Origin of the sequence: Pseudomonas protegens (assembly GCF_013407925.2) — a bacterium.
Taxonomy (GTDB): Bacteria; Pseudomonadota; Gammaproteobacteria; order Pseudomonadales; family Pseudomonadaceae; genus Aquipseudomonas; species Aquipseudomonas fluorescens_AP.
Genome location: NZ_CP060201.1, coordinates 1364991 through 1386126 on the forward strand (window position 1 = coordinate 1364991; position 21136 = coordinate 1386126).

The 21136-nt window shown below is 62.5% G+C and carries 21 protein-coding genes; all 21 read right to left on the reverse strand.

The window, feature by feature from the left end; genetic code table 11:
• Positions 1-34 precede the first annotated feature (34 nt).
• Entirely contained in the window at positions 35-919 is an 885-nt protein-coding gene (motD, locus tag GGI48_RS06405; protein ID WP_016963186.1) for a flagellar motor protein MotD, read from the reverse strand.
• 2 nt (positions 920-921) lie between these two features.
• A complete protein-coding gene (locus GGI48_RS06410) occupies positions 922-1662 on the reverse strand; it encodes a flagellar motor protein (RefSeq protein ID WP_016963185.1) in 741 nt (246 codons plus the stop codon).
• A complete protein-coding gene (locus GGI48_RS06415) occupies positions 1662-2777 on the reverse strand; it encodes a chemotaxis response regulator protein-glutamate methylesterase (RefSeq protein WP_179597521.1) in 1116 nt (371 codons plus the stop codon). Before GGI48_RS06415 ends, GGI48_RS06410 begins: the two co-directional genes overlap by 1 nt.
• 47 nt (positions 2778-2824) lie before the next feature.
• Positions 2825-5098 carry a chemotaxis protein CheA gene (locus GGI48_RS06420; protein WP_179597523.1) on the reverse strand — a complete coding sequence of 758 codons (2274 nt, stop codon included), beginning with the start codon at positions 5096-5098 and terminating at the stop codon, positions 2825-2827.
• 12 nt (positions 5099-5110) lie between these two features.
• Positions 5111-5899 (reverse strand): protein phosphatase CheZ, encoded by a 789-nt coding sequence (locus GGI48_RS06425; RefSeq protein ID WP_016963182.1) that lies wholly within the window; start codon positions 5897-5899, stop codon positions 5111-5113.
• Positions 5900-5929: 30 nt separating this feature from the next.
• A complete protein-coding gene (locus tag GGI48_RS06430; protein ID WP_003183998.1) occupies positions 5930-6301 on the reverse strand; it encodes a chemotaxis response regulator CheY in 372 nt (123 codons plus the stop codon).
• Positions 6302-6466: 165 nt separating this feature from the next.
• Positions 6467-7207, reverse strand: coding sequence for an RNA polymerase sigma factor FliA (gene fliA / locus GGI48_RS06435; protein WP_011060003.1), 741 nt, complete (start codon positions 7205-7207; stop codon positions 6467-6469).
• A complete protein-coding gene (gene fleN / locus GGI48_RS06440) occupies positions 7204-8034 on the reverse strand; it encodes a flagellar synthesis regulator FleN (RefSeq protein ID WP_016963180.1) in 831 nt (276 codons plus the stop codon). Before fleN ends, fliA begins: the two co-directional genes overlap by 4 nt.
• A gap of 118 nt (positions 8035-8152) precedes the next feature.
• Positions 8153-9475, reverse strand: coding sequence for a flagellar biosynthesis protein FlhF (gene flhF / locus GGI48_RS06445; RefSeq protein WP_047302702.1), 1323 nt, complete (start codon positions 9473-9475; stop codon positions 8153-8155).
• A gap of 11 nt (positions 9476-9486) precedes the next feature.
• Positions 9487-11616, reverse strand: a complete 2130-nt coding sequence (gene flhA, locus GGI48_RS06450; RefSeq protein ID WP_016963178.1) for a flagellar biosynthesis protein FlhA — start codon at positions 11614-11616, stop codon at positions 9487-9489.
• A gap of 284 nt (positions 11617-11900) precedes the next feature.
• Positions 11901-13076: a flagellar biosynthesis protein FlhB gene (flhB, locus tag GGI48_RS06455; protein WP_047302700.1), complete on the reverse strand. Its 1176-nt coding sequence runs from the start codon at positions 13074-13076 to the stop codon at positions 11901-11903.
• 3 nt (positions 13077-13079) lie between these two features.
• The gene (gene fliR / locus GGI48_RS06460) at positions 13080-13862 is read right to left on the reverse strand and encodes a flagellar biosynthetic protein FliR (protein ID WP_047302698.1); all 783 of its coding nucleotides are present in this window, start codon (positions 13860-13862) and stop codon (positions 13080-13082) included.
• Positions 13863-13866: 4 nt separating this feature from the next.
• A complete protein-coding gene (fliQ, locus tag GGI48_RS06465) occupies positions 13867-14136 on the reverse strand; it encodes a flagellar biosynthesis protein FliQ (RefSeq protein WP_011059988.1) in 270 nt (89 codons plus the stop codon).
• A gap of 24 nt (positions 14137-14160) precedes the next feature.
• Positions 14161-14910 carry a flagellar type III secretion system pore protein FliP gene (fliP, locus tag GGI48_RS06470; RefSeq protein WP_011059987.1) on the reverse strand — a complete coding sequence of 250 codons (750 nt, stop codon included), beginning with the start codon at positions 14908-14910 and terminating at the stop codon, positions 14161-14163.
• Positions 14910-15353 (reverse strand): flagellar biosynthetic protein FliO, encoded by a 444-nt coding sequence (gene fliO / locus GGI48_RS06475; RefSeq protein ID WP_016963175.1) that lies wholly within the window; start codon positions 15351-15353, stop codon positions 14910-14912. Before fliO ends, fliP begins: the two co-directional genes overlap by 1 nt.
• Positions 15354-15815 carry a flagellar motor switch protein FliN gene (gene fliN / locus GGI48_RS06480; RefSeq protein ID WP_042940599.1) on the reverse strand — a complete coding sequence of 154 codons (462 nt, stop codon included), beginning with the start codon at positions 15813-15815 and terminating at the stop codon, positions 15354-15356. It lies immediately after the preceding gene.
• A gap of 55 nt (positions 15816-15870) precedes the next feature.
• Entirely contained in the window at positions 15871-16839 is a 969-nt protein-coding gene (fliM, locus tag GGI48_RS06485) for a flagellar motor switch protein FliM (RefSeq protein WP_016963172.1), read from the reverse strand.
• 9 nt (positions 16840-16848) lie between these two features.
• Entirely contained in the window at positions 16849-17349 is a 501-nt protein-coding gene (gene fliL / locus GGI48_RS06490; protein ID WP_179597525.1) for a flagellar basal body-associated protein FliL, read from the reverse strand.
• Positions 17350-17531: 182 nt separating this feature from the next.
• Positions 17532-18962, reverse strand: coding sequence for a flagellar hook-length control protein FliK (locus GGI48_RS06495; RefSeq protein WP_179597527.1), 1431 nt, complete (start codon positions 18960-18962; stop codon positions 17532-17534).
• A 95-nt stretch (positions 18963-19057) separates the two neighbouring features.
• Complete coding sequence (locus GGI48_RS06500; RefSeq protein WP_016963166.1) at positions 19058-19402, reverse strand: Hpt domain-containing protein; 345 nt, start codon at positions 19400-19402, stop codon at positions 19058-19060.
• A 31-nt stretch (positions 19403-19433) separates the two neighbouring features.
• A complete protein-coding gene (locus GGI48_RS06505; protein WP_179597529.1) occupies positions 19434-21131 on the reverse strand; it encodes a fused response regulator/phosphatase in 1698 nt (565 codons plus the stop codon).
• Positions 21132-21136: the final 5 nt, after the last annotated feature.

Genomic DNA, 21136 nt, shown 5'->3' on the forward strand with positions numbered 1-21136 from the left:
GCCCGGCCACAGCAGGGCGAGACATAGCGCTAAGTTATAAAGCGGGTGACGGAGAATTGACGGCGCTTCCCTGTACCGGCGTTTTGACCGGGGTTGGTGCAGTTTGTGTGCCAGCACGCTTGAGTGCCGCATCCGGCGTTGCATTGGCGGTGCCGGTGCCGGTCAGGCTGCGCCGCACATCGAGGTTGCGCGACACCACCAGCACCACCCTCCGATTGCGCGCCCGGCCTTCGGCGGTGGCGTTGTTGGCCACCGGCTGGAACTCGCCATAGCCCACGGAAGCCATCCGCGCCGGATTGACGCCCTGCATCGCCAGCATGCGCACGATGCTCGCCGAACGAGCCGAGGACAGTTCCCAGTTGGTCGGGTACTGCGCGGTCTGGATCGGCTGATTGTCGGTGAAGCCTTCGACATGGATCGGGTTGTCGAAGGGTTTGAGGATCTTCGCCACCTTGTCGATGATGGTGAACGCCTGGTCGCTGGGCATGGCGTCGCCACTGCCGAACAACAGGCTGGAGTTGAGTTCGATCTCCACCCACAGCTCGTTGCCGCGCACGGTCATCTGGTTCGAGCTGATCAGGTCGCCAAAGGCCGCGCTGATGTCATCGGCGATGCTCTTGAGCGGATCGCTGCCGCCGGAAATCCCGGCGTCGGTCTGCTCGCTGTCCTTGACCAGCGGCTTGGCCGGGGTCACGGTCTTGGGCCGTTCATCACCGATGGGAATCGGCTTGAGGCTGCGGTCGGAGTCGGTGAAGACCCCGATCAGCGCCTCGGAAATCACCTTGTACTTGCCCTCGTTGATCGAGGAAATCGAGTACATGACCACGAAAAACGCGAACAGCAGGGTGATGAAGTCGGCGTAGGAAACCAACCAGCGTTCGTGGTTGACGTGTTCTTCTTGCTGGCGACGACGAGCCATAGTCAGTCCATGAAGCCTTGCAGCTTCAACTCGATGGAGCGGGGGTTTTCGCCTTCGGCGATCGACAGGATGCCTTCGAGCAGCATTTCCCGGTAACGGGACTGACGCAGGGCGATGGACTTCAGCTTGGCGGCGATCGGCAGCAACACCAGGTTGGCGCTGGCCACCCCGTAGATGGTGGCGACGAAGGCCACGGCAATGCCGCTGCCCAGCTGCGACGGATCGGCCAGGTTGCCCATGACGTGAATCAGCCCCATGACCGCACCGATGATGCCGATGGTCGGCGCATAGCCGCCCATGCTCTCGAAAACCTTGGCGGCCTCGATATCACGGCTTTCCTGGGTGTAGAAATCCACTTCGAGGATGCTGCGGATGGCTTCCGGCTCGGCGCCGTCCACCAACAGCTGCAAGCCCTTGCGCGAATAGGTGTCCGGCTCGGCATCGGCCACGCCTTCCAGGCCCAGCAGGCCCTCCTTGCGCGCGGTCAGGCTCCAGTTGACCACCCGGTCAATGCCGCCAGGCAGATCGACCCGGGGCGGAAACAGGATCCACACCAGGATCTGCATGGCTCGCTTGAAAGCGCTCAACGGCGACTGCAGCAAAGCCGCGCCGATGGTGCCGCCGAGCACGATCAGCGCGGCCGGGCCATTGGCCAGTGCCGACAGGTGGCCACCTTCCAGGTAGTTGCCGCCGATGATGGCGACAAACGCCATGATGATCCCGATTAGGCTGAGTACATCCATCAGAGACAGGCCTCGACCAGGTGCCGGCCGATGTCGTCCAGGCTGTACACCGCGTCCGCCAGGTTGGCCTTGACGATGGCCATGGGCATGCCATAGATCACGCAGCTGGCTTCATCCTGGGCCCAGACCGCGCTGCCGCCCTGCTTGAGCAAGCGCGCGCCTTCACGACCGTCGGCGCCCATGCCGGTGAGTACCACCGCCAGAACTTTGTCGCTGTAGGACTTGGCCGCAGAACCGAAGGTGATGTCCACGCACGGCTTGTAGTTCAGACGCTCGTCGCCGGGCAGGATCTTCACCGCGCCACGACCGTCGATCATCATCTGCTTGCCGCCCGGCGCCAGCAGCGCCAAGCCTGGGCGCAGGATGTCGCCATCCTCGGCTTCCTTGACGCTGATGCGGCAGAGCTTGTCCAGGCGCTCGGCAAAGGCCTTGGTGAACGCCGCGGGCATGTGCTGGATCAGCACGATGGGGGCCGGGAAGTTGGCCGGCAGCTGGGTCAGGACCCGCTGCAAAGCCACCGGACCGCCAGTGGAGGTACCGATCGCCACCAGCTTGTAGGCCTTGCGCTTGGGCGCCGGCGATGCAGGACCTGCAGCCGCTGCCGGAGCACGAACCGGAGCCGGCGCTGGCGCCGGACGACTGCTGCCAAAGCTCGACGGGGTCGGAGCCGGTGCAGCCGGTTGCGGCGCCGGGGCGCTGTAGCTGCTGAAACGACGATTGCTGCGCGAGATGCTGTGGACCTTCTCGCACAGCAGTTGCTTGACCTTCTCGGGATTGCGCGAGATGTCCTCGAAATTCTTCGGCAGGAAATCCACGGCCCCGGCATCCAGCGCATCGAGGGTCACTCGAGCGCCTTCGTGGGTCAGGGAAGAGAACATCAGGACCGGCGTCGGGCAGCGCTGCATGATATGCCGCACTGCAGTGATGCCATCCATCATCGGCATCTCGTAGTCCATGGTGATCACGTCCGGCTTGAGGGCCAGGGCCTGATCGATCGCCTCTTTACCGTTGGTCGCCGTACCGACGACCTGGATATTCGAATCCGCTGAAAGAATTTCCGAGACGCGGCGGCGGAAAAAACCCGAATCGTCCACCACCAGGACTTTGACTGCCATAAACACTCCGTTAGGTGGGGCGAGGCCAACCGCCCCTCCCCGCCGAATCAAATACGCCGTGCGGCGTAACGCTTGAGCATGCTCGGAACATCGAGAATCAGAGCGATGCGGCCGTCACCGGTAATGGTGGCGCCGGACATGCCTGGGGTTCCCTGGAGCATTTTGCCCAAGGGCTTGATGACCACTTCTTCCTGGCCCACCAACTGATCGACGACAAAGCCGATCCGCTGAGTGCCCACCGAAAGGATCACTACGTGGCCTTCACGCTGCTCTTCATGAGCGGCGGAACTGACCAGCCAGCGCTTGAGGTAGAACAGGGGCAATGCCTTGTCACGCACGATCACCACTTCCTGGCCGTCCACCACATTGGTGCGGGACAGGTCGAGGTGGAAGATTTCGTTGACGTTGACCAGAGGGAAGGCGAACGCCTGGTTGCCCAGCATCACCATCAGGGTCGGCATGATCGCCAGGGTCAACGGCACCTTGATGACGATCTTCGAACCCTGGCCCTTGGTCGAGTAGATGTTGATCGAGCCATTGAGCTGGGAAATCTTGGTCTTCACCACGTCCATGCCCACGCCACGGCCGGAGACGTCGGAGATCTCGGTCTTGGTGGAGAAGCCCGGGGCAAAGATCAGGTTGTAGCACTCGGTATCGCTCAGGCGGTCGGCGGCGTCCTTGTCCATCACGCCGCGCTTGACGGCAATGGCGCGCAGAACGTTGGGGTCCATGCCCTTGCCGTCGTCGGAAATCGACAGGAGGATGTGGTCACCTTCCTGCTCCGCCGCCAGCACCACCTTGCCGCCACGGGCCTTGCCCGAGGCTTCGCGCTCTTCGGGGGATTCGATGCCGTGGTCCACCGCGTTGCGCACCAAGTGCACCAGCGGGTCGGCCAGGGCCTCGACCAGGTTCTTGTCGAGGTCGGTTTCTTCCCCCACCAGTTCCAGGTTGATCTCTTTCTTGAGCTGCCGGGCCAGGTCGCGAACCAGGCGCGGGAAGCGCCCGAAGACCTTCTTGATCGGCTGCATGCGGGTCTTCATCACCGCGGTCTGCAGGTCGGCGGTCACCACGTCCAGGTTGGACACCGCCTTGGACATGGCTTCGTCGCCGCTGTTCAGGCCCAGGCGCACCAGACGGTTACGCACCAGCACCAGCTCGCCCACCATGTTCATGATTTCGTCCAGGCGCGCGGTATCGACCCGCACCGTGGTTTCCGCTTCGCTGGCCGGTTTTTCTGCCGGCGGCGCCGCGGCGGCACGAGCCGGTGCCGGCGCTGCAGCCGCTGCCGCAGCCGGTTTTGGCGCCTCGGCCTTGGCTTCGGGCTTCTTGGCCACGGGTTTGGCGACGGCGGCGCTGGTTGCCGCAGCCGGTGCCGCGGCAACTGCCGCTGCCGGTTTGGCCGCACCCGGAGCTTCAGAGAACTTGCCCTTGCCGTGCAGCTCATCGAGCAGGGATTCGAATTCGTGATCGGTGATCAGATCGCTACCGGCTGCGGCGGCGCTGGGCGCCTGCGCGGCAGGCACGGCGGCCACTGCCGACTCCAGTGCGTCCACGGCAAAGTTGCCCTTGCCATGCAACTGGTCCAGCAGCGCTTCGAACTCGTCATCGGTGATTTCGTCGCCCGCCGCGGCAGCGCCAGCGGCAGCAGGAGGTGCTGCGGGAGCTACGGCATCGGGAGCGAACTGCCCCTTGCCATGCAACTGGTCCAGCAGGGACTCGAACTCGGCGTCGGTGATCTCGTCGCTGGCGGGCTCGCCCTCGGCCGCCGGCGCGGCAGCAGGTGCGGCTTCGGCGTCGGCCTTGGCGGCATTCAGCGAATCGAGCAAGAGTTCGAATTCGTTATCGGTGATATCCCCTGACGGGGCCTCAGGCTCAGGCTCGACAGCAACTTCGGCCACTTCTTCGACCACCGGCGCTGCAGGCTCGGCACCGGCAGGTTCGGCCAGACGCGCCAAGGCGGCCAGCAGTTCCGGTGTCGCGGCAGTGATTTCGCTGCGCTCACGGACCTGGCTGAACATGCCGTTCACCGCGTCCAGCGCCTCGAGCACCACGTCCATCAGCTCCGAATCGACCCGTCGCTCACCCTTGCGCAGGATGTCGAAGACGTTCTCGGCGATGTGGCAGCACTCCACCAGCTCATTGAGCTGGAGGAAGCCGGCGCCCCCTTTAACAGTGTGAAAACCGCGAAAAATTGCATTGAGCAGGTCCGCATCATCCGGTCGGCTTTCCAGCTCGACCAGTTGTTCGGACAGTTGCTCTAGAATCTCGCCGGCCTCAACCAGGAAATCCTGAAGGATCTCTTCATCGGCGCCGAAGCTCATTAATGGGTGCTCCTAGAATCCAAGGCTGGAAAGCAAATCGTCTACATCGTCCTGACCGGACACAACGTCTTCCCGTTTATCGGCATGAATCTGCGGACCTTCACCCTTGGCGAGATGTTTTTGCGGATCTTTTTCCGCGAGGATCGATTCACGGTCATGTTCGATACCGGCGAAACGATCGACCTGACTGGCCATCAAGACAAGTTTGAGCAGATTGCTTTCGACTTCCGTGACCAACTGGGTCACACGCTTGATCACCTGACCGGTCAGGTCCTGGTAATCCTGCGCCAGCAGAATGTCGTTGAGGTGGCCGGAAACGGTACGGGTTTCCTGCTCGCTGCGCGTCAGGAAACTGTCGACCCGGCGCGCCAGTTCGCGAAACTCTTCAGCACCGACCTCGCGCCGCATGAAGCGCCCCCAATCTGCGCTCAGGGCCTGGGCTTCAGTGCTCAGGCCATTGACCAGCGGGGTGCTGCTCTCTACCAGGTCCATGGTGCGGTTGGCGGCGGCTTCCGTGAGCCGGACCACATAGGACAGGCGCTCAGTGGCATCCGTGATCTGTGAAACTTCCTCGGCTTGCGGCATGTGCGGGTCAATCTGGAAATTGACGATCGCGCTATGCAGCTCGCGGGTGAGCTTGCCCACTTCCTGATACAGGCCGCGGTCACGGGTCTGATTGAGCTCATGGATCAATTGCACCGCTTCGCCGAACTTGCCCTTTTCCAGGCTTTCGACCAGTTCCAGCGCATGTTTTTTCAGGGTCGACTCAAAGTCGCCCAGTGAAGATTCGTTATGCTCCATAGCTCCCCCGTGGCGGAATGGCTACGTACATCAACCGATGCGTTCGAAGATCTTTTCGATCTTCTCTTTCAACGCCTGAGCCGTGAATGGTTTGACTACATAGCCGTTAACGCCGGCCTGGGCCGCTTCGATGATCTGCTCGCGCTTGGCTTCCGCAGTCACCATCAACACCGGCAGGTGCTTGAGCTTTTCATCGGCACGCACGTGGCGCAGCAGGTCGATCCCGGTCATGCCCGGCATGTTCCAGTCCGTTACCAGAAAGTCGATGCTCCCGCTGTTGAGTACCGGAATGGCGGTAGTGCCATCGTCGGCCTCGACCGTGTTGGTGAAACCCAGATCACGCAACAGGTTTTTTATGATCCGCCGCATCGTTGAAAAGTCATCAACGATGAGGATTTTCATGTTCTTGTCCAATTCGACCTCCAAGCAGTCTTAAACGCATCCAGCACCTGAACGCGCCATTCAATCAATTCGGCATAACACACAACGACTGCATGGAGCACATACTGCAAGACCGGCGCAGCGCTTGCCTTACCGGTCCCGATCGCAGTGTCCCCACACTGCCTGTCAGCGCGCTCGCCACTCCCCCAAACGCCCCCGCAAACGGGCCGCGCACTGGCTGTGTAACTGGCTGACCCGCGATTCGCTGACCCCCAGGACCTCACCGATTTCCTTGAGATTCAGTTCTTCGTCGTAGTACAGCGCCAACACCAGTCGCTCGCGCTCCGGCAAATTGGCAATCGCATCCGCCAAGGCGGCCTGGAAGCGTTCATCCTCCAGGTCCCGTGACGGCTCGAGATGAGCACTGGCGCCATCCTCATGCAGCCCTTCATGTTCGCCGTCCTGCAACAGGTCGTCGAAACTGAACAGGCGGCTGCCCAGGGTGTCGTTCAAAATCCCGTAATAATCGTCGAGACTCAATTGAAGTTCGGCCGCAACTTCGTGATCTTTAGCGTCACGACCGGTTTTAGCTTCAATTGCACGAATGGCATCACTGACCATGCGTGTATTACGGTGCACCGAACGCGGTGCCCAGTCGCCTTTGCGAACCTCGTCGAGCATCGCCCCGCGGATACGGATACCCGCATAGGTTTCGAAACTCGCCCCCTTGCTCGCGTCGTACTTGGTCGACACTTCGAGCAAACCGATCATCCCGGCCTGAATCAGGTCTTCCACCTGAACACTGGCCGGCAACCGCGCCAGCAGGTGATAGGCAATACGCTTGACCAGGGGCGCGTAGCGCTCGATCAATTCATATTGGCTGTCACGCGCGGACTTCTTGTAGAGGTTGTAGCCGCTGGCAGTCATAGCACCGGTCCCGCTGTTTGATGCACTAGGCGCTCGACAAAAAACTCCAGATGCCCGCGTGGGTTCGCCGGCAACGGCCAGGTATCGACTTTTTGCGCGATGGCCTTGAACGCCAATGCACACTTCGAACGAGGAAAGGCTTCATAGACCGCACGCTGCTTTTGCACGGCCTTGCGCACGCTTTCGTCGTAGGGAACTGCGCCGACGTATTGTAAGGCCACGTCCAGAAAGCGATCCGTGACCTTGGTCAATTTTGCAAACAGGTTGCGCCCTTCCTGAGGGCTTTGGGCCATGTTGGCCAGGACCCGGAAACGGTTCATGCCGTAGTCACGGTTGAGCAACTTGATCAGCGCATAGGCGTCGGTGATCGAAGTCGGTTCGTCGCAGACCACCAGCAACACTTCCTGGGCCGCGCGGACAAAACTGACTACCGAGTCACCAATACCCGCAGCAGTATCGATCACCAGCACATCGAGGTTGTCGCCGATGTCGCTGAAGGCCTGGATCAGGCCGGCGTGCTGGGCGGGACTCAGGTGCACCATGCTCTGGGTGCCGGAGGCGGCCGGGACGATACGGATACCGCCAGGACCCTGGAGCAGCACATCGCGCAACTCACAGCGCCCTTCGATGACATCCGCCAGGGTGCGTTTGGGTGTCAGGCCCAACAGGACATCGACGTTGGCCAGTCCCAAGTCGGCATCCAGCAGCAAGACCCGCCGGCCGAGCTCAGCCAGAGCCAGGGACAAGTTCACTGACACATTAGTCTTGCCGACGCCACCCTTGCCGCCGGTCACCGCAATCACCTGTACGGGATGCATGCTGCCCATGTTCTTTCTTTACCTTGTCTTACTTAGACGGGGCCACATAACTGGCTGCGCGTTCACCGTTGGAACAATGCATGGCAGACCATCGATGTAGATACACTGCAATCTATTCATGTCTAACTCAGCCGACCCGCTTGGTCGGGCTGTGATAGAGATCAGCGAACATGTCGGCCATGGCTTCTTCGCTGGGTTCTTCCTGCATCTGCACGCTCACGGCGCGGCTCACCAGTTGATGCCGGCGAGGCAGGTGCAAATCGTCAGGAATCCGCGGGCCATCGGTCAGATAGGCAACCGGCAATTCATGACTGATGGCCAGGCTCAAGACCTCGCCAAGACTGGCTGTTTCATCCAGTTTAGTCAGGATGCAGCCGGCCAGACCGCAGCGCTTGTAGCTGTGGTAGGCGGCGGTCAGCACCTGCTTCTGGCTGGTGGTCGCCAGCACCAGATAGTTCTTCGCGCGGATCCCGCGACCGGCCAGGCTCTCCAACTGCATGCGCAATGCCGGGTCGCTGGCCTGCAGGCCGGCGGTGTCGATCAACACCACGCGCTTGCGCAGCAGCGGATCCAGGGCCTGGGCCAGGGACTGGCCAGGATCGACATGGGTCACCGAGACATTGAGGATGCGCCCCAGGGTCTTGAGCTGCTCCTGGGCACCGATACGGAAGCTGTCCATGCTGACCAGAGCAATGTTCTGTGCGCCGTACTTGAGTACATAGCGCGCGGCCAGCTTGGCCAGGGTGGTGGTCTTGCCCATGCCGGCGGGGCCGACCATGGCAATCACGCCCCCTTCTTCCAGAGGCTCGACTTCCGGCGTGAGGATCATCCGCGCCAGGTGCGCCAGCAGCATGCGCCAGGCCTGGCGCGGCTCATCGATATCGGTGATCAGTGCCAGCAGATCACGGGCCAGCGGACCGGACAGGCCGATGCGCTGCAGACGGCGCCAGAGGTTGGCCTGCTCCGGACGACTCCCCTGCAATTGGCTCCAGGCCAGGGAACCGAGCTGCACTTCCAGCAGCTCGCGCAGGCCGTTGAGCTCGAAACGCATCGAGTCCAGCGCACGGGAATCAGCAGCCGGTGCGGCTGGCGCCGGGGCCGGGCGCGGACGCTCGGTCAGGGTCGGCTCGATCAGTGGTTCGGCAGCGGTCAGCGGCAGGCCGGCGAACAGCTGGCGATTGGTGATCGAGGCATTGTCGCCCTCGCCCCGCAGGCTCAGTTCGGCCTGAGCGGTGACGATCCGCGACTGAGTCTTGCGCAACTCGTCCTCAAGCTCCATGTTCGGAACCCGCGGCGACAGGGCCGACAACTTGTAATCCAGCGCAGCCGTCAGCTCGACCCCGCCGGCAATCCGCCGGTTGCCGATGATGGCAGCTTCAGCGCCCAACTCATCACGAACCAGTTTCATGGCCTGACGCATATCGGCGGCGAAAAAACGCTTAACTTGCATAACCCACTACCTCAGCCGTTGGGCCCTACTGTCGCAACGATGGTCACTTGCTTGTTGTCAGGAATTTCCTGGTACGCCAGCACATGCAAACCTGGAACGGCGAGACGCCCGAACCGCGAAAGCATGGCGCGGACCGGACCCGCTACCAACAGAATCACCGGTTGACCTTGCATCTCTTGACGCTGCGCCGCTTCGATCAGCGAACGTTGCAGCTTCTCAGCCATGCTTGGCTCCAGCAGAACGCCTTCTTCCTGGCCTTGTCCTGCCTTCTGCAAACTGCTGAGCAAAATTTGTTCCAACCTTGGCTCCAAGGTGATCACAGGCAGCTCAGACTCAGTGCCTACAATGCTTTGGACGATTGCACGGGACAGTCCGACGCGAACCGCCGCGACCAAAGCGGCAGTATCTTGACTCTTGGCGGCATTGTTGGCGATGGCCTCGGCGATGCTGCGGATGTCGCGCACCGGCACCTGTTCGGCCAGCAGCGCCTGCAGCACCTTGAGCAGTTGCGACAGCGACAGCACCCCCGGCACCAACTCCTCCGCCAGCTTTGGCGAACTCTTGGCCAGCAGTTGCATCAATTGCTGCACTTCCTCGTGGCCGATCAGCTCGCTGGAGTGCTTGTAGAGAATCTGGTTCAAGTGGGTGGCGACCACGGTACTGGCGTCCACCACGGTGTAGCCCAGGGACTGCGCCTGGGGCCGCTGGCTGATCTCGATCCACACCGCCTCCAGGCCGAACGCCGGGTCCCGGGCCGAGATACCGTTGAGCGTGCCGTAGACCTGCCCCGGATTGATCGCCAGCTCGCGATCCGGGTAGATCTCGGCCTCGGCCAGGATCACCCCCATCAGCGTCAGGCGATAGGCGCTGGGCGCCAGGTCCAGGTTGTCGCGGATATGCACGGTGGGCATGAGGAAACCCAGGTCCTGGGAGAGCTTCTTGCGCACCCCCTTGATCCGCGCCAGCAACTGCCCACCCTGGTTGCGGTCCACCAGGGGAATCAGGCGATACCCCACTTCCAGGCCGATCATGTCGATCGGAGTGACGTCGTCCCAGCCCAGCTCCTTGGTTTCCATGGCGCGGGCCGGAGACGGCAGCAGGTCCTGCTGACGCTGGATCTCTTCCTGCGCCTTGACCTTGACCAGATTCTGCTTCCGCCAGACCAGGTACGCTGCGCCGCCGGCCACTGCCGCCAGGCTGAGGAAGGAGAAGTGCGGCATGCCCGGCACCAGCCCCATCACCGCCATCAGGCCCGCAGCCACCGCCAGCGCCTTGGGCGAGGCGAACATCTGCCGGTTGATCTGCTTGCCCATCTCTTCGGAGCCCGAAGCTCGGGTGACCATGATGGCCGCCGCGGTGGACAGCAACAGCGATGGCAACTGCGCCACCAAACCGTCACCAATGGTCAGCAAGGCGTAGACCTTGCCGGCGTCGGCAAAGGTCATGTTGTGCTGGAAGATACCGACCGCCATGCCGCCGATCAGGTTGATGAAGAGGATCAGCAGACCGGCGATGGCGTCACCGCGGACGAACTTGCTGGCACCGTCCATGGAACCGTAGAACTCGGCCTCCTGGGCCACTTCCAGACGGCGCAGCTTGGCCTGGTTCTGGTCGATCAGCCCGGCGTTGAGGTCGGCGTCGATGGCCATCTGCTTACCGGGCATGGCATCCAGGGTGAAGCGCGCGCTCACCTCGGAGATCCGCCCGGCGCCCTTGGTCACGACCACGAAGTTGATGATCATGAGGATCGCGAACACCACGATACCGACCACGTAGTTGCCGCCGATCACCACCTCACCGAAGGCCTGGATCACCTTGCCCGCAGCTGCGTGGCCCTCTTGGCCGTGGAGCATCACCACCCGGGTCGAGGCGACGTTGAGCGCCAGTCGCAACAGGGTGGCCACCAGCAGGATGGTCGGGAATACCGCGAAATCCAGCGGCCGCAGGGCGTACACGCAGACCAGCAGGACCACGATCGACAGGGCGATGTTGAAGGTGAAGAACACGTCCAGCAGGAACGCCGGCACCGGCAGCATCATCATGGCCAGCATGACCAACAGCAGCACCGGTACACCCAGGTTGCCTCGACCGAGGTCAGCCAGGTTACTGCGAGCCGTGCTGATTAACTGAGAGCGATCCACCGATTTACCCCGTTCCGTAAAGCAAACTTTTGACGCCTGAAGCGGCACGGGGCTGCTACTGCAAGAAGCCTTCCAACTTTGCCGAGGCGGCGCAAACGTGCGCCAAACCTGAAGCAATCCGGGTATCGACGGACAGGATCGCGGGTCTGCTCTTAACCGCCAGATGGGACGGCGCAAGGCCAGCCAAAGGAGCCAGGGTTACGAAGTCAAATAATGGCAATTAGCCATTTTTCTGACAAAGACAAGACCTGGTCGCCGACCAGGCCGGACCTGAATGCCTGTGACTAGAGCGGCTCGACGGGACCACCGGGGGATTGCTTGCCGGACGTGTCACGCCGCAAGTCCGGCGGAATCGGCAGGTCCTTGAGCGGATCGGGGCGCTTGCCCTTGCCCGCGCGATGCTGGCGGATCTGATAGACGTAGGCCAGGACCTGAGCCACCGCCAAATACAGGCCCGCAGGAATCTCTTCCTCAAGCTCGGTGGAGTAGTAGATCGAACGCGCCAGGGCCGGGGATTCCAGCAGCATCACTTCATGGGCCACGGCAATCTCGCGGATCTTCAAGGCCAGGAAATCACTGCCCTTGGCCAGCAGCACCGGCGCCCCGCCCTTCTCGGCGTCGTACTTGAGAGCCACGGCGTAGTGGGTCGGGTTGGTGATGACCACGTCGGCCTCGGGAATCGCCGCCATCATCCGTCGCTGGGACATCTCGCGCTGAGTCTGGCGAATCCGCTGCTTGACCTCGGGCCGCCCCTCCTGGTCCTTGTGCTCGTCACGCACTTCCTGCTTGGTCATCAACAGCTTCTTGTGGGCCTGATAGATCTGCACCGGCACATCCACCGCCGCGATCAGGATCAGCCCGCACGCCATCCACAAGGTGCTCCAGCCCACCACCTGGACGCTGTGGATGATCGCCAGCTCAAGGGGTTCGTGGGCGATCCGCAGCAGGTCGTCAATGTCCGACGACAACACCGAAAGCGCCACGAACAGCACCAGGCCGAACTTGGCCAGGGCCTTGAGCAGCTCGATCACCGCCGAGAAAGAAAACATCCGCTTGAGACCAGCGGCCGGGTTCATCCGACTGAACTTGGGCGCCAGGCTCTTGCCCGCGAACAGCCAGCCCCCTAGGGAAATCGGGCCGATGATGGCCGCCAGCAACAAGGTCAACAGCACCGGCTGCACCGCCAGGATGGCGATCTTGCCCGAGTGCAGCAGGTACTGCCCCATGGATCCCGGGCTCAGCAGCACCTCCCGGGGCAAGGAGAAATTCAGACGCATGATTTCCAGCAGGTCCAGGGCCAGGCCACCGCCATACACCAGCAGGCCGCCCGCCCCCGCCAACATGATCGCCAGGGTATTGAGCTCCTTGGAACGGGCGATCTCGCCCTTTTCCCGGGAGTCCTTCTTGCGCTTCTCCGTGGGGTCTTCTGTCTTGTCCTGACCGCTCTCGCTTTCCGCCATGGCTCAGCGCGCCTTTGCCAGTTCGCGTAAGAACTGCAGGGCCTCGGAGGCCAGCGGTTGATACTGGTTGAGAATGTCGGCCAGGCTGATCCAGACAATGGCCATGCCCAGCACCAGGGTCAGCGGGAAGCCGATGGAGAAGATGTTCAACTGCGGCGCCGCCCGGGTCATCACGCCAAAGGCGATGTTGACCACCAGCAAGGCGGTGATCGCCGGCAGCACCAGCAGCAGCGCCGCCCCCAGCACCCAGCCCAGCTTGCCCGCCAGCTCCCAGTAGTGATTGACCATCAGGCCACCGCCAACAGGCAGCGTGGTAAAGCTCTCGGTGAGCACCTCGAACACCACCAGATGGCCGTTCATGGCCAGGAACAGCAGGCTGACCAGCATGGTGAAGAACTGCCCGATCACCGCCACCGACACGCCGTTGGTGGGGTCGACCATGGAGGCGAAGCCCATGCCCATCTGGATCGCCACGATCTGCCCGGCAATCACGAAGGACTGGAAGAACAACTGCAGCGAGAAGCCGAGCACCGCGCCGATCAGGATCTGCTCGGCAATCAGCAGCAGGCCGCTGAGGTCCAGGGCATGCACCTCGGGCATGGGCGGCAGGCCCGGGGCGATGACCACGGTAATCGCCAGGGCGAAGTACAGACGCACCCGGCGCGGCACCAGGGTGGTACCGAAGATCGGCATCACCATCAGCAAGGAAGTGACCCGGAACAGCGGCAGCATGAAGCTCGCCACCCAGGTACTGATCTGGGTGTCGGTCAACGCCAGCAGGGACATCGGCTCAGCCGATCAGCTGAGGAATACTGCCGTACAACTGACGGATGTATTCCATGAAGGTTTGCACCAGCCAGGGGCCGGCGACGATCAGGGTCACCAGCATCACCAGCAGGCGCGGCAGAAAGCTCAGGGTCTGCTCGTTGATCTGGGTGGCCGCCTGGAACATGGCCACCATCAAGCCCACCAGCAGGCTGGGCACCACCAGCACCGCCACCATCATGGTGGTCAGCCAGAGCGCTTCGCGAAACAGGTCTACCGCGACTTCAGGAGTCATTGTCGAATACCCGCCAACAAGGTTTTAGACACCACCGAAACTGCCCGCCAAGGTGCCGATGATCAGGGCCCAGCCATCCACCAGGACAAACAGCATGATCTTGAACGGCAGGGAAATGATCAGCGGCGAGAGCATCATCATGCCCATCGCCATCAGCACACTGGCCACCACCAGGTCGATGATCAGGAACGGGATGAAGATCATGAAGCCGATCTGGAACGCGGTCTTGAGCTCGGAGGTGACGAAGGCCGGCACCAGGATGGTCAGCGGCGCCTGGTCGGGACTGGCGATGTCGGTGCGCTTGGACAGGCGCATGAACAGCTCCAGATCGCTGCTGCGGGTCTGCGCCAGCATGAAGTCCTTGATCGGCACCTGCGCCTTGGCCACCGCATCCTGGGCCGTGAGCTTTTCCGCCAGGTACGGCTGCAAGGCGTCCTGGTTCACCCGATCGAATACCGGCGCCATGATGAACATCGTCAGAAACAGCGCCATGCCGGTGAGGATCTGGTTCGACGGGGTCTGCTGCAGGCCCAGGGCCTGACGCAGGATCGAGAAGACGATGATGATCCGGGTGAAGCTGGTCATCAGCATGACGAACGCCGGGATGAAGCTCAGCGCGGTCATGATCAGCAGGATCTGCAGGCTGACCGAGTACTCCTGCTGGCCGCTGGCGTTGGTGCCAAGGGTGATCGCCGGGATCGACAACGGGTCGGCGGCCAGCGCCAGTGGCGCCGCCAACATCAGTGCCAACGTCAAGATGATGCGCAACGGCATTACTTCTTATCCTTCTGATCCTTGCCCAACAGCTCCATCAGGCGCTGGGCGAACTCGGGCGTCGCCTGCTCGGCAGTGGGCACCTGCACCGGCTCTTTGAGTACATGCAACGGCGTGATGGTGCCCGGGGTCAGGCCCAGCAGAATCTGCTCATTGCCGACCTGCACCAGCACCAGGCGATCCCGCGGCCCCAGGGCCCGGGAACCGATCAGCTCGATCACCTGGCCCTTGCCCGCAGGACCGGCCTGCTGCACCCGGCGCAACAGCCAGGCGAGGAAGAAGATCAGCCCGATCACCAGCAGCAGGCCCAGCACCAGCTGGGTCAACTGGCCACTGACGCTGCCCGTTGCCGGCGCGGCCGCAGCCACCGCAGCGGTGGCCGCCGGCTCTGCGGCCAGGGCGCTCAGGGGCAGCGCGAGCGCAATGCCAAGCAGCTTGTTCACTTAGCGCAGCTTCTTGATGCGTTCGCTGGGGCTGATCACGTCGGTCAGGCGAATGCCGAACTTTTCGTTGACCACCACCACCTCGCCGTGAGCGATCAGGGTGCCGTTGACCAGCACGTCCAGCGGCTCGCCGGCCAGGCGGTCAAGCTCGATCACCGACCCCTGGTTGAGCTGCAACAGGTTGCGGATGTTGATGTCGGTGCTGCCCACTTCCATGGAGATCGACACCGGAATGTCGAGAATCACATCCAGGTTGGGACCATCCAGGGTGACCGGCTCGTGGCTCTTGGGCACGCTGCCGAACTCTTCCATCTGCAAACGCCCGGAACTTGACGCAGCCCCCGCGTCCGCCGCCAGCAGAGCGTCGATATCCGCTTGACCGGCATCACCGGTTTCTTCCAGCGCAGCAGCCCATTCGTCGGCCAGAGCCTGGTCGTCCTGGGAGTTAATTTCGTCAGCCATCATGGGTCCTCGACGGGCAAAAATTCATTGAACAGCAAACAGGTTGGTGCGCCGCTCAACGGCGCTCGATCGGCTCGATCACTTGCAGCGCCAGATTGCCCTTGTGGGAACCCAGCTTGACCTTGAACGACGGCACGCCGTTGGCGCGCATGATCATGTCTTCCGGCAGCTCCACCGGGATCACATCGCCCGGCTGCATGTGCAGGATGTCGCGCAGGCGCAGCTGACGCCGGGCCACGGTGGCGCTCAGCGGCACGGCCACATCCAGCACGTCCTCGCGCAGGGCCTTGCTCCAGCGCTCGTCCTGGTCGTCCAGGTCGGACTGGAAGCCGGCGTCGAGCATTTCCCGGATCGGCTCGATCATCGAGTACGGCATGGTCACGTGCAGGTCGCCGCCACCGCCATCGAGTTCGATATGAAAGGTCGACACCACAATGGCTTCGCTGGGGCCGACGATGTTGGCCATGGCCGGGTTCACTTCGGAGTTTATGTACTCGAAGTTGACCGGCATGATCGCCTGCCAGGCTTCCTTGAGGTCGATGAAGGCCTGTTCCAGCACCATGCGCACCACCCGCAGCTCGGTAGGGGTGAACTCACGCCCTTCGATCTTGGCGTGGCGGCCATCGCCGCCGAAGAAGTTGTCCACCAGCTTGAACACCAGCTTGGCGTCAAGAATGAACAACGCCGTGCCGCGCAGCGGCTTGATCTTCACCAGGTTGAGGCTGGTGGGCACGTACAGCGAGTGCACGTACTCACCGAACTTCATGACCTGCACGCCACCTACCGCCACATCGGCGGAACGCCGCAGCATGTTGAACATGCTGATACGGGTGTAGCGGGCGAAACGCTCGTTGATCATTTCCAGGGTCGGCATGCGTCCGCGGACGATGCGATCCTGGCTGGTCAGGTCGTAGCTTTTGACACTGCCGGGTTCGGCAGCATGTTCGGTCTGTACCAGACCGTCGTCGACACCATGCAACAGCGCGTCGATCTCATCCTGGGACAGCAGGTCCTGCACGGCCATGTCGTGTTCCTACTGCAGTACGAAGTTAGTAAAGAGCAACTGTTCGACCACCACTTTGCCCACCTCTTTCTGCGCCACTTCCTGGACGCTGGCCGTGGCTTTCTGGCGGAGCATTTCCTGGCCGACCGGAGTCGCCAGGGTGTCGAAATTCTGTCCGGAGAACAGCATCACCAGGTTGTTGCGGATCACCGGCATGTGCACTTTCAGCGCGTCCAGATCAGCCTGGTTGCGCGCCAGCAGGGTAATGCTCACCTGCATGTAGCGCTGCCGGCCATTCTGCGTGTAGTTGGCGACAAAGGCCGGGGCCATGGGCTCGTAGATCGCCGCCGGCTTGACGTTGCTGGCGGTTTCCGCAACCGGTGCGGGCTTGCTCTGAGCACTGTGCATGAAGTACCAGGTGGCGCCGACCGACAGGCCGATGGCCAGCAACAACGCCAGGACAATCAAGAGGATAAGCTTGAGTTTGCTTTTCCCTGCGGTGGGTTTCTCTGCTGCTTCGCTCTTCGCCATGCCAATAATCCGTCACTATTCGGGGGTTCACAGTCGCACGGCAAGGCAAGAGCAAGTGTTATGCCAGATTTGTCAGAAAGCCGGGGATGAACGGCCAAGGGCAAGGCTGCGAGGGGAAACCTGCGGCGGCAGCCACACCGCAGGGATCGGCGTGGGGACCGGGAACCGGCCCCCGACAAGGGTCAAGCGTAGTAGTCGACGGCGCTGCTACCAATCACTGTCTGTACCGGAGCCTGCACTTCTGCCACGGCAGGCGACAACTCATCATCACCAGCGTCCAGGCGCCCACCGCTGGTGCTGGAACCGCTGCGACGATTCTGCTCCTGTTGCGCCTGTTCCTGCCCCTGCCAGCCACGGGACTGATCGGACACGTTGACGTCCACCTGCCCCAGGCCCTGCTGGTTGAACATGTCGCGCATGCGGTGCATCTGCCCTTCCAGGGCTTCGCGGACGCCAGCATGGGCGCTCATGAAGGTGACCTGGGTCTGCTGGTCCGGAATCATGTGCACGCGAATATCCAGGCGCCCCAGTTCCGCAGGCTGCAACTGGATGTCCGCCGACTTGAGATTGGTACTGGACAGGTACATCACCCGGTTGACCACTTCATCGGTCCAGCCGCTCTGGTGCATGGCCAGGGGCTGGTTGACCGGCACCGCGTTGGCGGTCTTGGGCGTTGCCGCCTGCATCAGGGCCGCCAGGCGATTGGCGAAATCATCCACCCGGGTATCGCTGGACGCGCCCTTGAGGTCTTTCAGGCCATCGGCAATCAGACCGGTGAAGGCTTTTTCGCCACCTTGTTCGGTACTGCCCTTGCCGGCCTGCTGCTCCAGCATGCCGACCATGGCATTGGCGAAGTTCTGCACCGACGTCAACTGGCCCTCGGCATTGGCGCTTGCAGGGGCGGCCTTGGGCTGCGCCTGACTGGAAGCCGAGACGTGACCGCCCTGCTCCATGGCCAGACGCACGGCCGGCATGGCATCCAAAGGATCGGCTTCGGGATCGAACACCGCCTCGGGCGGCTCGGCCGCAGGGGGCACCGCCGGCACTGCCGCGGCCACCACTGGCGGCACCACCACGGGTACTTCCACCTGAGGTTGCGGCGCCACCACCGGCGGCGGCACTTCCGCGACCTGAGGTTGCGGCTGGATGGCCGGCAACAGGCTAGGGTCCAGCGGCACCGGATTGACCGGGGCATCAGCCTGGGTGTTGTCGACCGGCTGGCTATCAGCCGACTTGCTGTCGGCCGGCTTACTGGCGTCACTGGCGGCGCTGGCCGGTTTGCTGTCGCTGCTCGTCGCTTTGTCGGCAGGCAAGGATTTGCCGCTATCGGCAACCACGGGCTGCGACGCGGCAGACTGATCGCTGGCGACATCTTTCTTTGGACTATTGTCGGCACCCTTGTCGCGCACCGGCTTGGGCGAGTTGTCGGCAAAGGTCAGCGACTTGTTCTGCGGCTTGCTCTGGGCCTCTTTGGCATAGAGCTGGGCGAAGCTGGGCGCCTTGTCACCAGGCTCGGCAACGCTTGCCAGGGGGCTGGCAGGAGTCGCTTGAGTCTTGGACTTAGCGCTGGCCTGAGCGGCGGCCTGAAGAAGCGTATTGGGGGTAACAGCCATGGGACAGTCTCCGCTGCACGGGGATCATAGGTACAGTCACGAGACTTGATTGCAAGGGTCGAGCCAGTTTCGTCAACCCGCTGAAAAAATATTGCTCAACAGTGAAAGCGTTGCAGTTCCTGCTCGCACAGGCGCCGGACAATGGCGAACTCGCCGTCGATCTCTCCCACCAGGCGGGCGATGCCATCGGTGGCGGACTGCCCGGCCCGCAACTCCAGCTCATGGCAGAGTTCCGCCAGGCGGATGGCACCCATGTTGCTACTGCTGCCCTTGAGGCTGTGAGCGGTGGCCACCAATTGCAAAGCGTCCTCGGATTTGTGCAGCAGCCGCACCCGCTCCTCGGAATCGCAGACGAAAGTGTCCAGCAGGACGGGGTATTCATCCTCCATCACTTCCTGCAATGCATTGAGCACCGTGTGGTCCAGATGTATCTCAGCCACTTGTTCACTCCTTGATCAAGAACCCGCGGGATTATGCCAGAGCGTCCCAGGAAAACTCCACGCAGACACTGCGCCCATCGTCCGACCACTGCGCCTGACGGCTCATCTGTCGGATCAGGCTGACGCCACGCCCCGAAAACCGTCCGGCATCGTTGGGACGGGCCATAACGGCCGCCACATCAAACCCATCACCACTGTCTTCGACCCGAACCACCAAGCGCCCTCCGGTTTCCAGAGGCTGCACCTGCAGGTGCACCCGGACAAAACCTTCCTGCAACTGCTCCAGCCTCAACGCGCGCTCGCGGTAGTAGCGGGTAAACCCCTCGGCATCGCGCTTGAGCCGGGAATCGAGCTTGAGCACGCCATGCTCCAGAGCATTGGAATAAAGCTCGGCCAGAACACTGTAGAGCACCCCGCTCTGGGAGCGCAGGCCGTGCACTTCAAGCAACAGTTGCAGCAGGTATGGCAGCGGATTGAAGCGCTTGAGAGTGGCCGCGCGAAACTCGAAACTCACCGACCAGTCCAGTGGACAGGACTGACCGCTGTCGGAGTACACCGGGGCCGGCGGCGCCAACCTGGGGAACTCCGGCAACCCGACCTCGACCATGCTCACATCGTCCCGGGCACTGCCACCAAAGCGCTCCAGGGCCTGCTGGACCTCCTCGAACAGCCGCTCCGGCTGGCGGTTGGCGGCAAACACCCGATACAGCCGCTCCACGCCAAACAGCTCCTCGTCGGCATTGCAGGTGTCGATCACCCCGTCGGACAACAGGAACACCCGATCCCCGGGCATCATGGAGAACACCTCGGTACGATCCTCGAACGCCTCGGCGCTCAATATTCCAAGGGGCAGATGCCGTGCCACCAGGGGCGTGCGCGCGTCACTGGCATGACGATACAGGTAGCCCTCGGGCATGCCGCCGTTCCACACCTCCACCGACCGTCGCTGGTAGCTCAGGCACAACAGGGTCGCGCAACAGAACATGTCCACCGGCAGGATGCGCTTGAGCTTGGCGTTCATCTCCCGCAGGGTTTCCGGCAAACCGTAGCCCTTGGCGGTCATGCCATAGAACACCTCAGCCAGGGGCATCGCCCCCACGGCCGCAGGCAAACCGTGCCCGGTGAAGTCCCCCAGCAGCACATGCATGTCCCCCGCCGGGGTATAGGCCGCCAGCAACAGATCGCCGTTGAACAGCGCATAAGGCGATTGCAGATAGCGGATATTCGGCGCGTCCAGGCAGCCGGAATGGGCCACCTTGTCGAACACGGCCTTGGCCACGCGCTGCTCGTTGAGCAGGTAATCGTGGTGGCGGGTGATCTGGTCGCGCTGCGCCAGCACGGTTTCCTGCAGGCGGCGCAGCCGGTCCATGGCATTGATCTTGGCGCCAAGGATCACCGGGTTGTAGGGCTTGGCCAGAAAGTCGTCGCCGCCCGCTTCCAGACAACGGGCAAGCGCCTCGCTCTCGCTGAGGGAGGTCAGAAAGATGATCGGCACCAGCGTCTCGCCCGCCAGGGCCTTGATCCGCCGCGCGGCCTCGAAGCCGTCCATCACCGGCATCAGCGCATCCATCAAGACGATTTGTGGTCGCTGCTGCTCGAACAACGCCAGGGCCTCGGCGCCATTGCTGGCCGCCAGCACCTGATGCCCCTGGCGCCGGATAATGCTGGACAGCAGCAGACGATCCGCCGCGCCATCTTCGGCAATCAGCACACACAGGGGCTCGGCCATGGAGC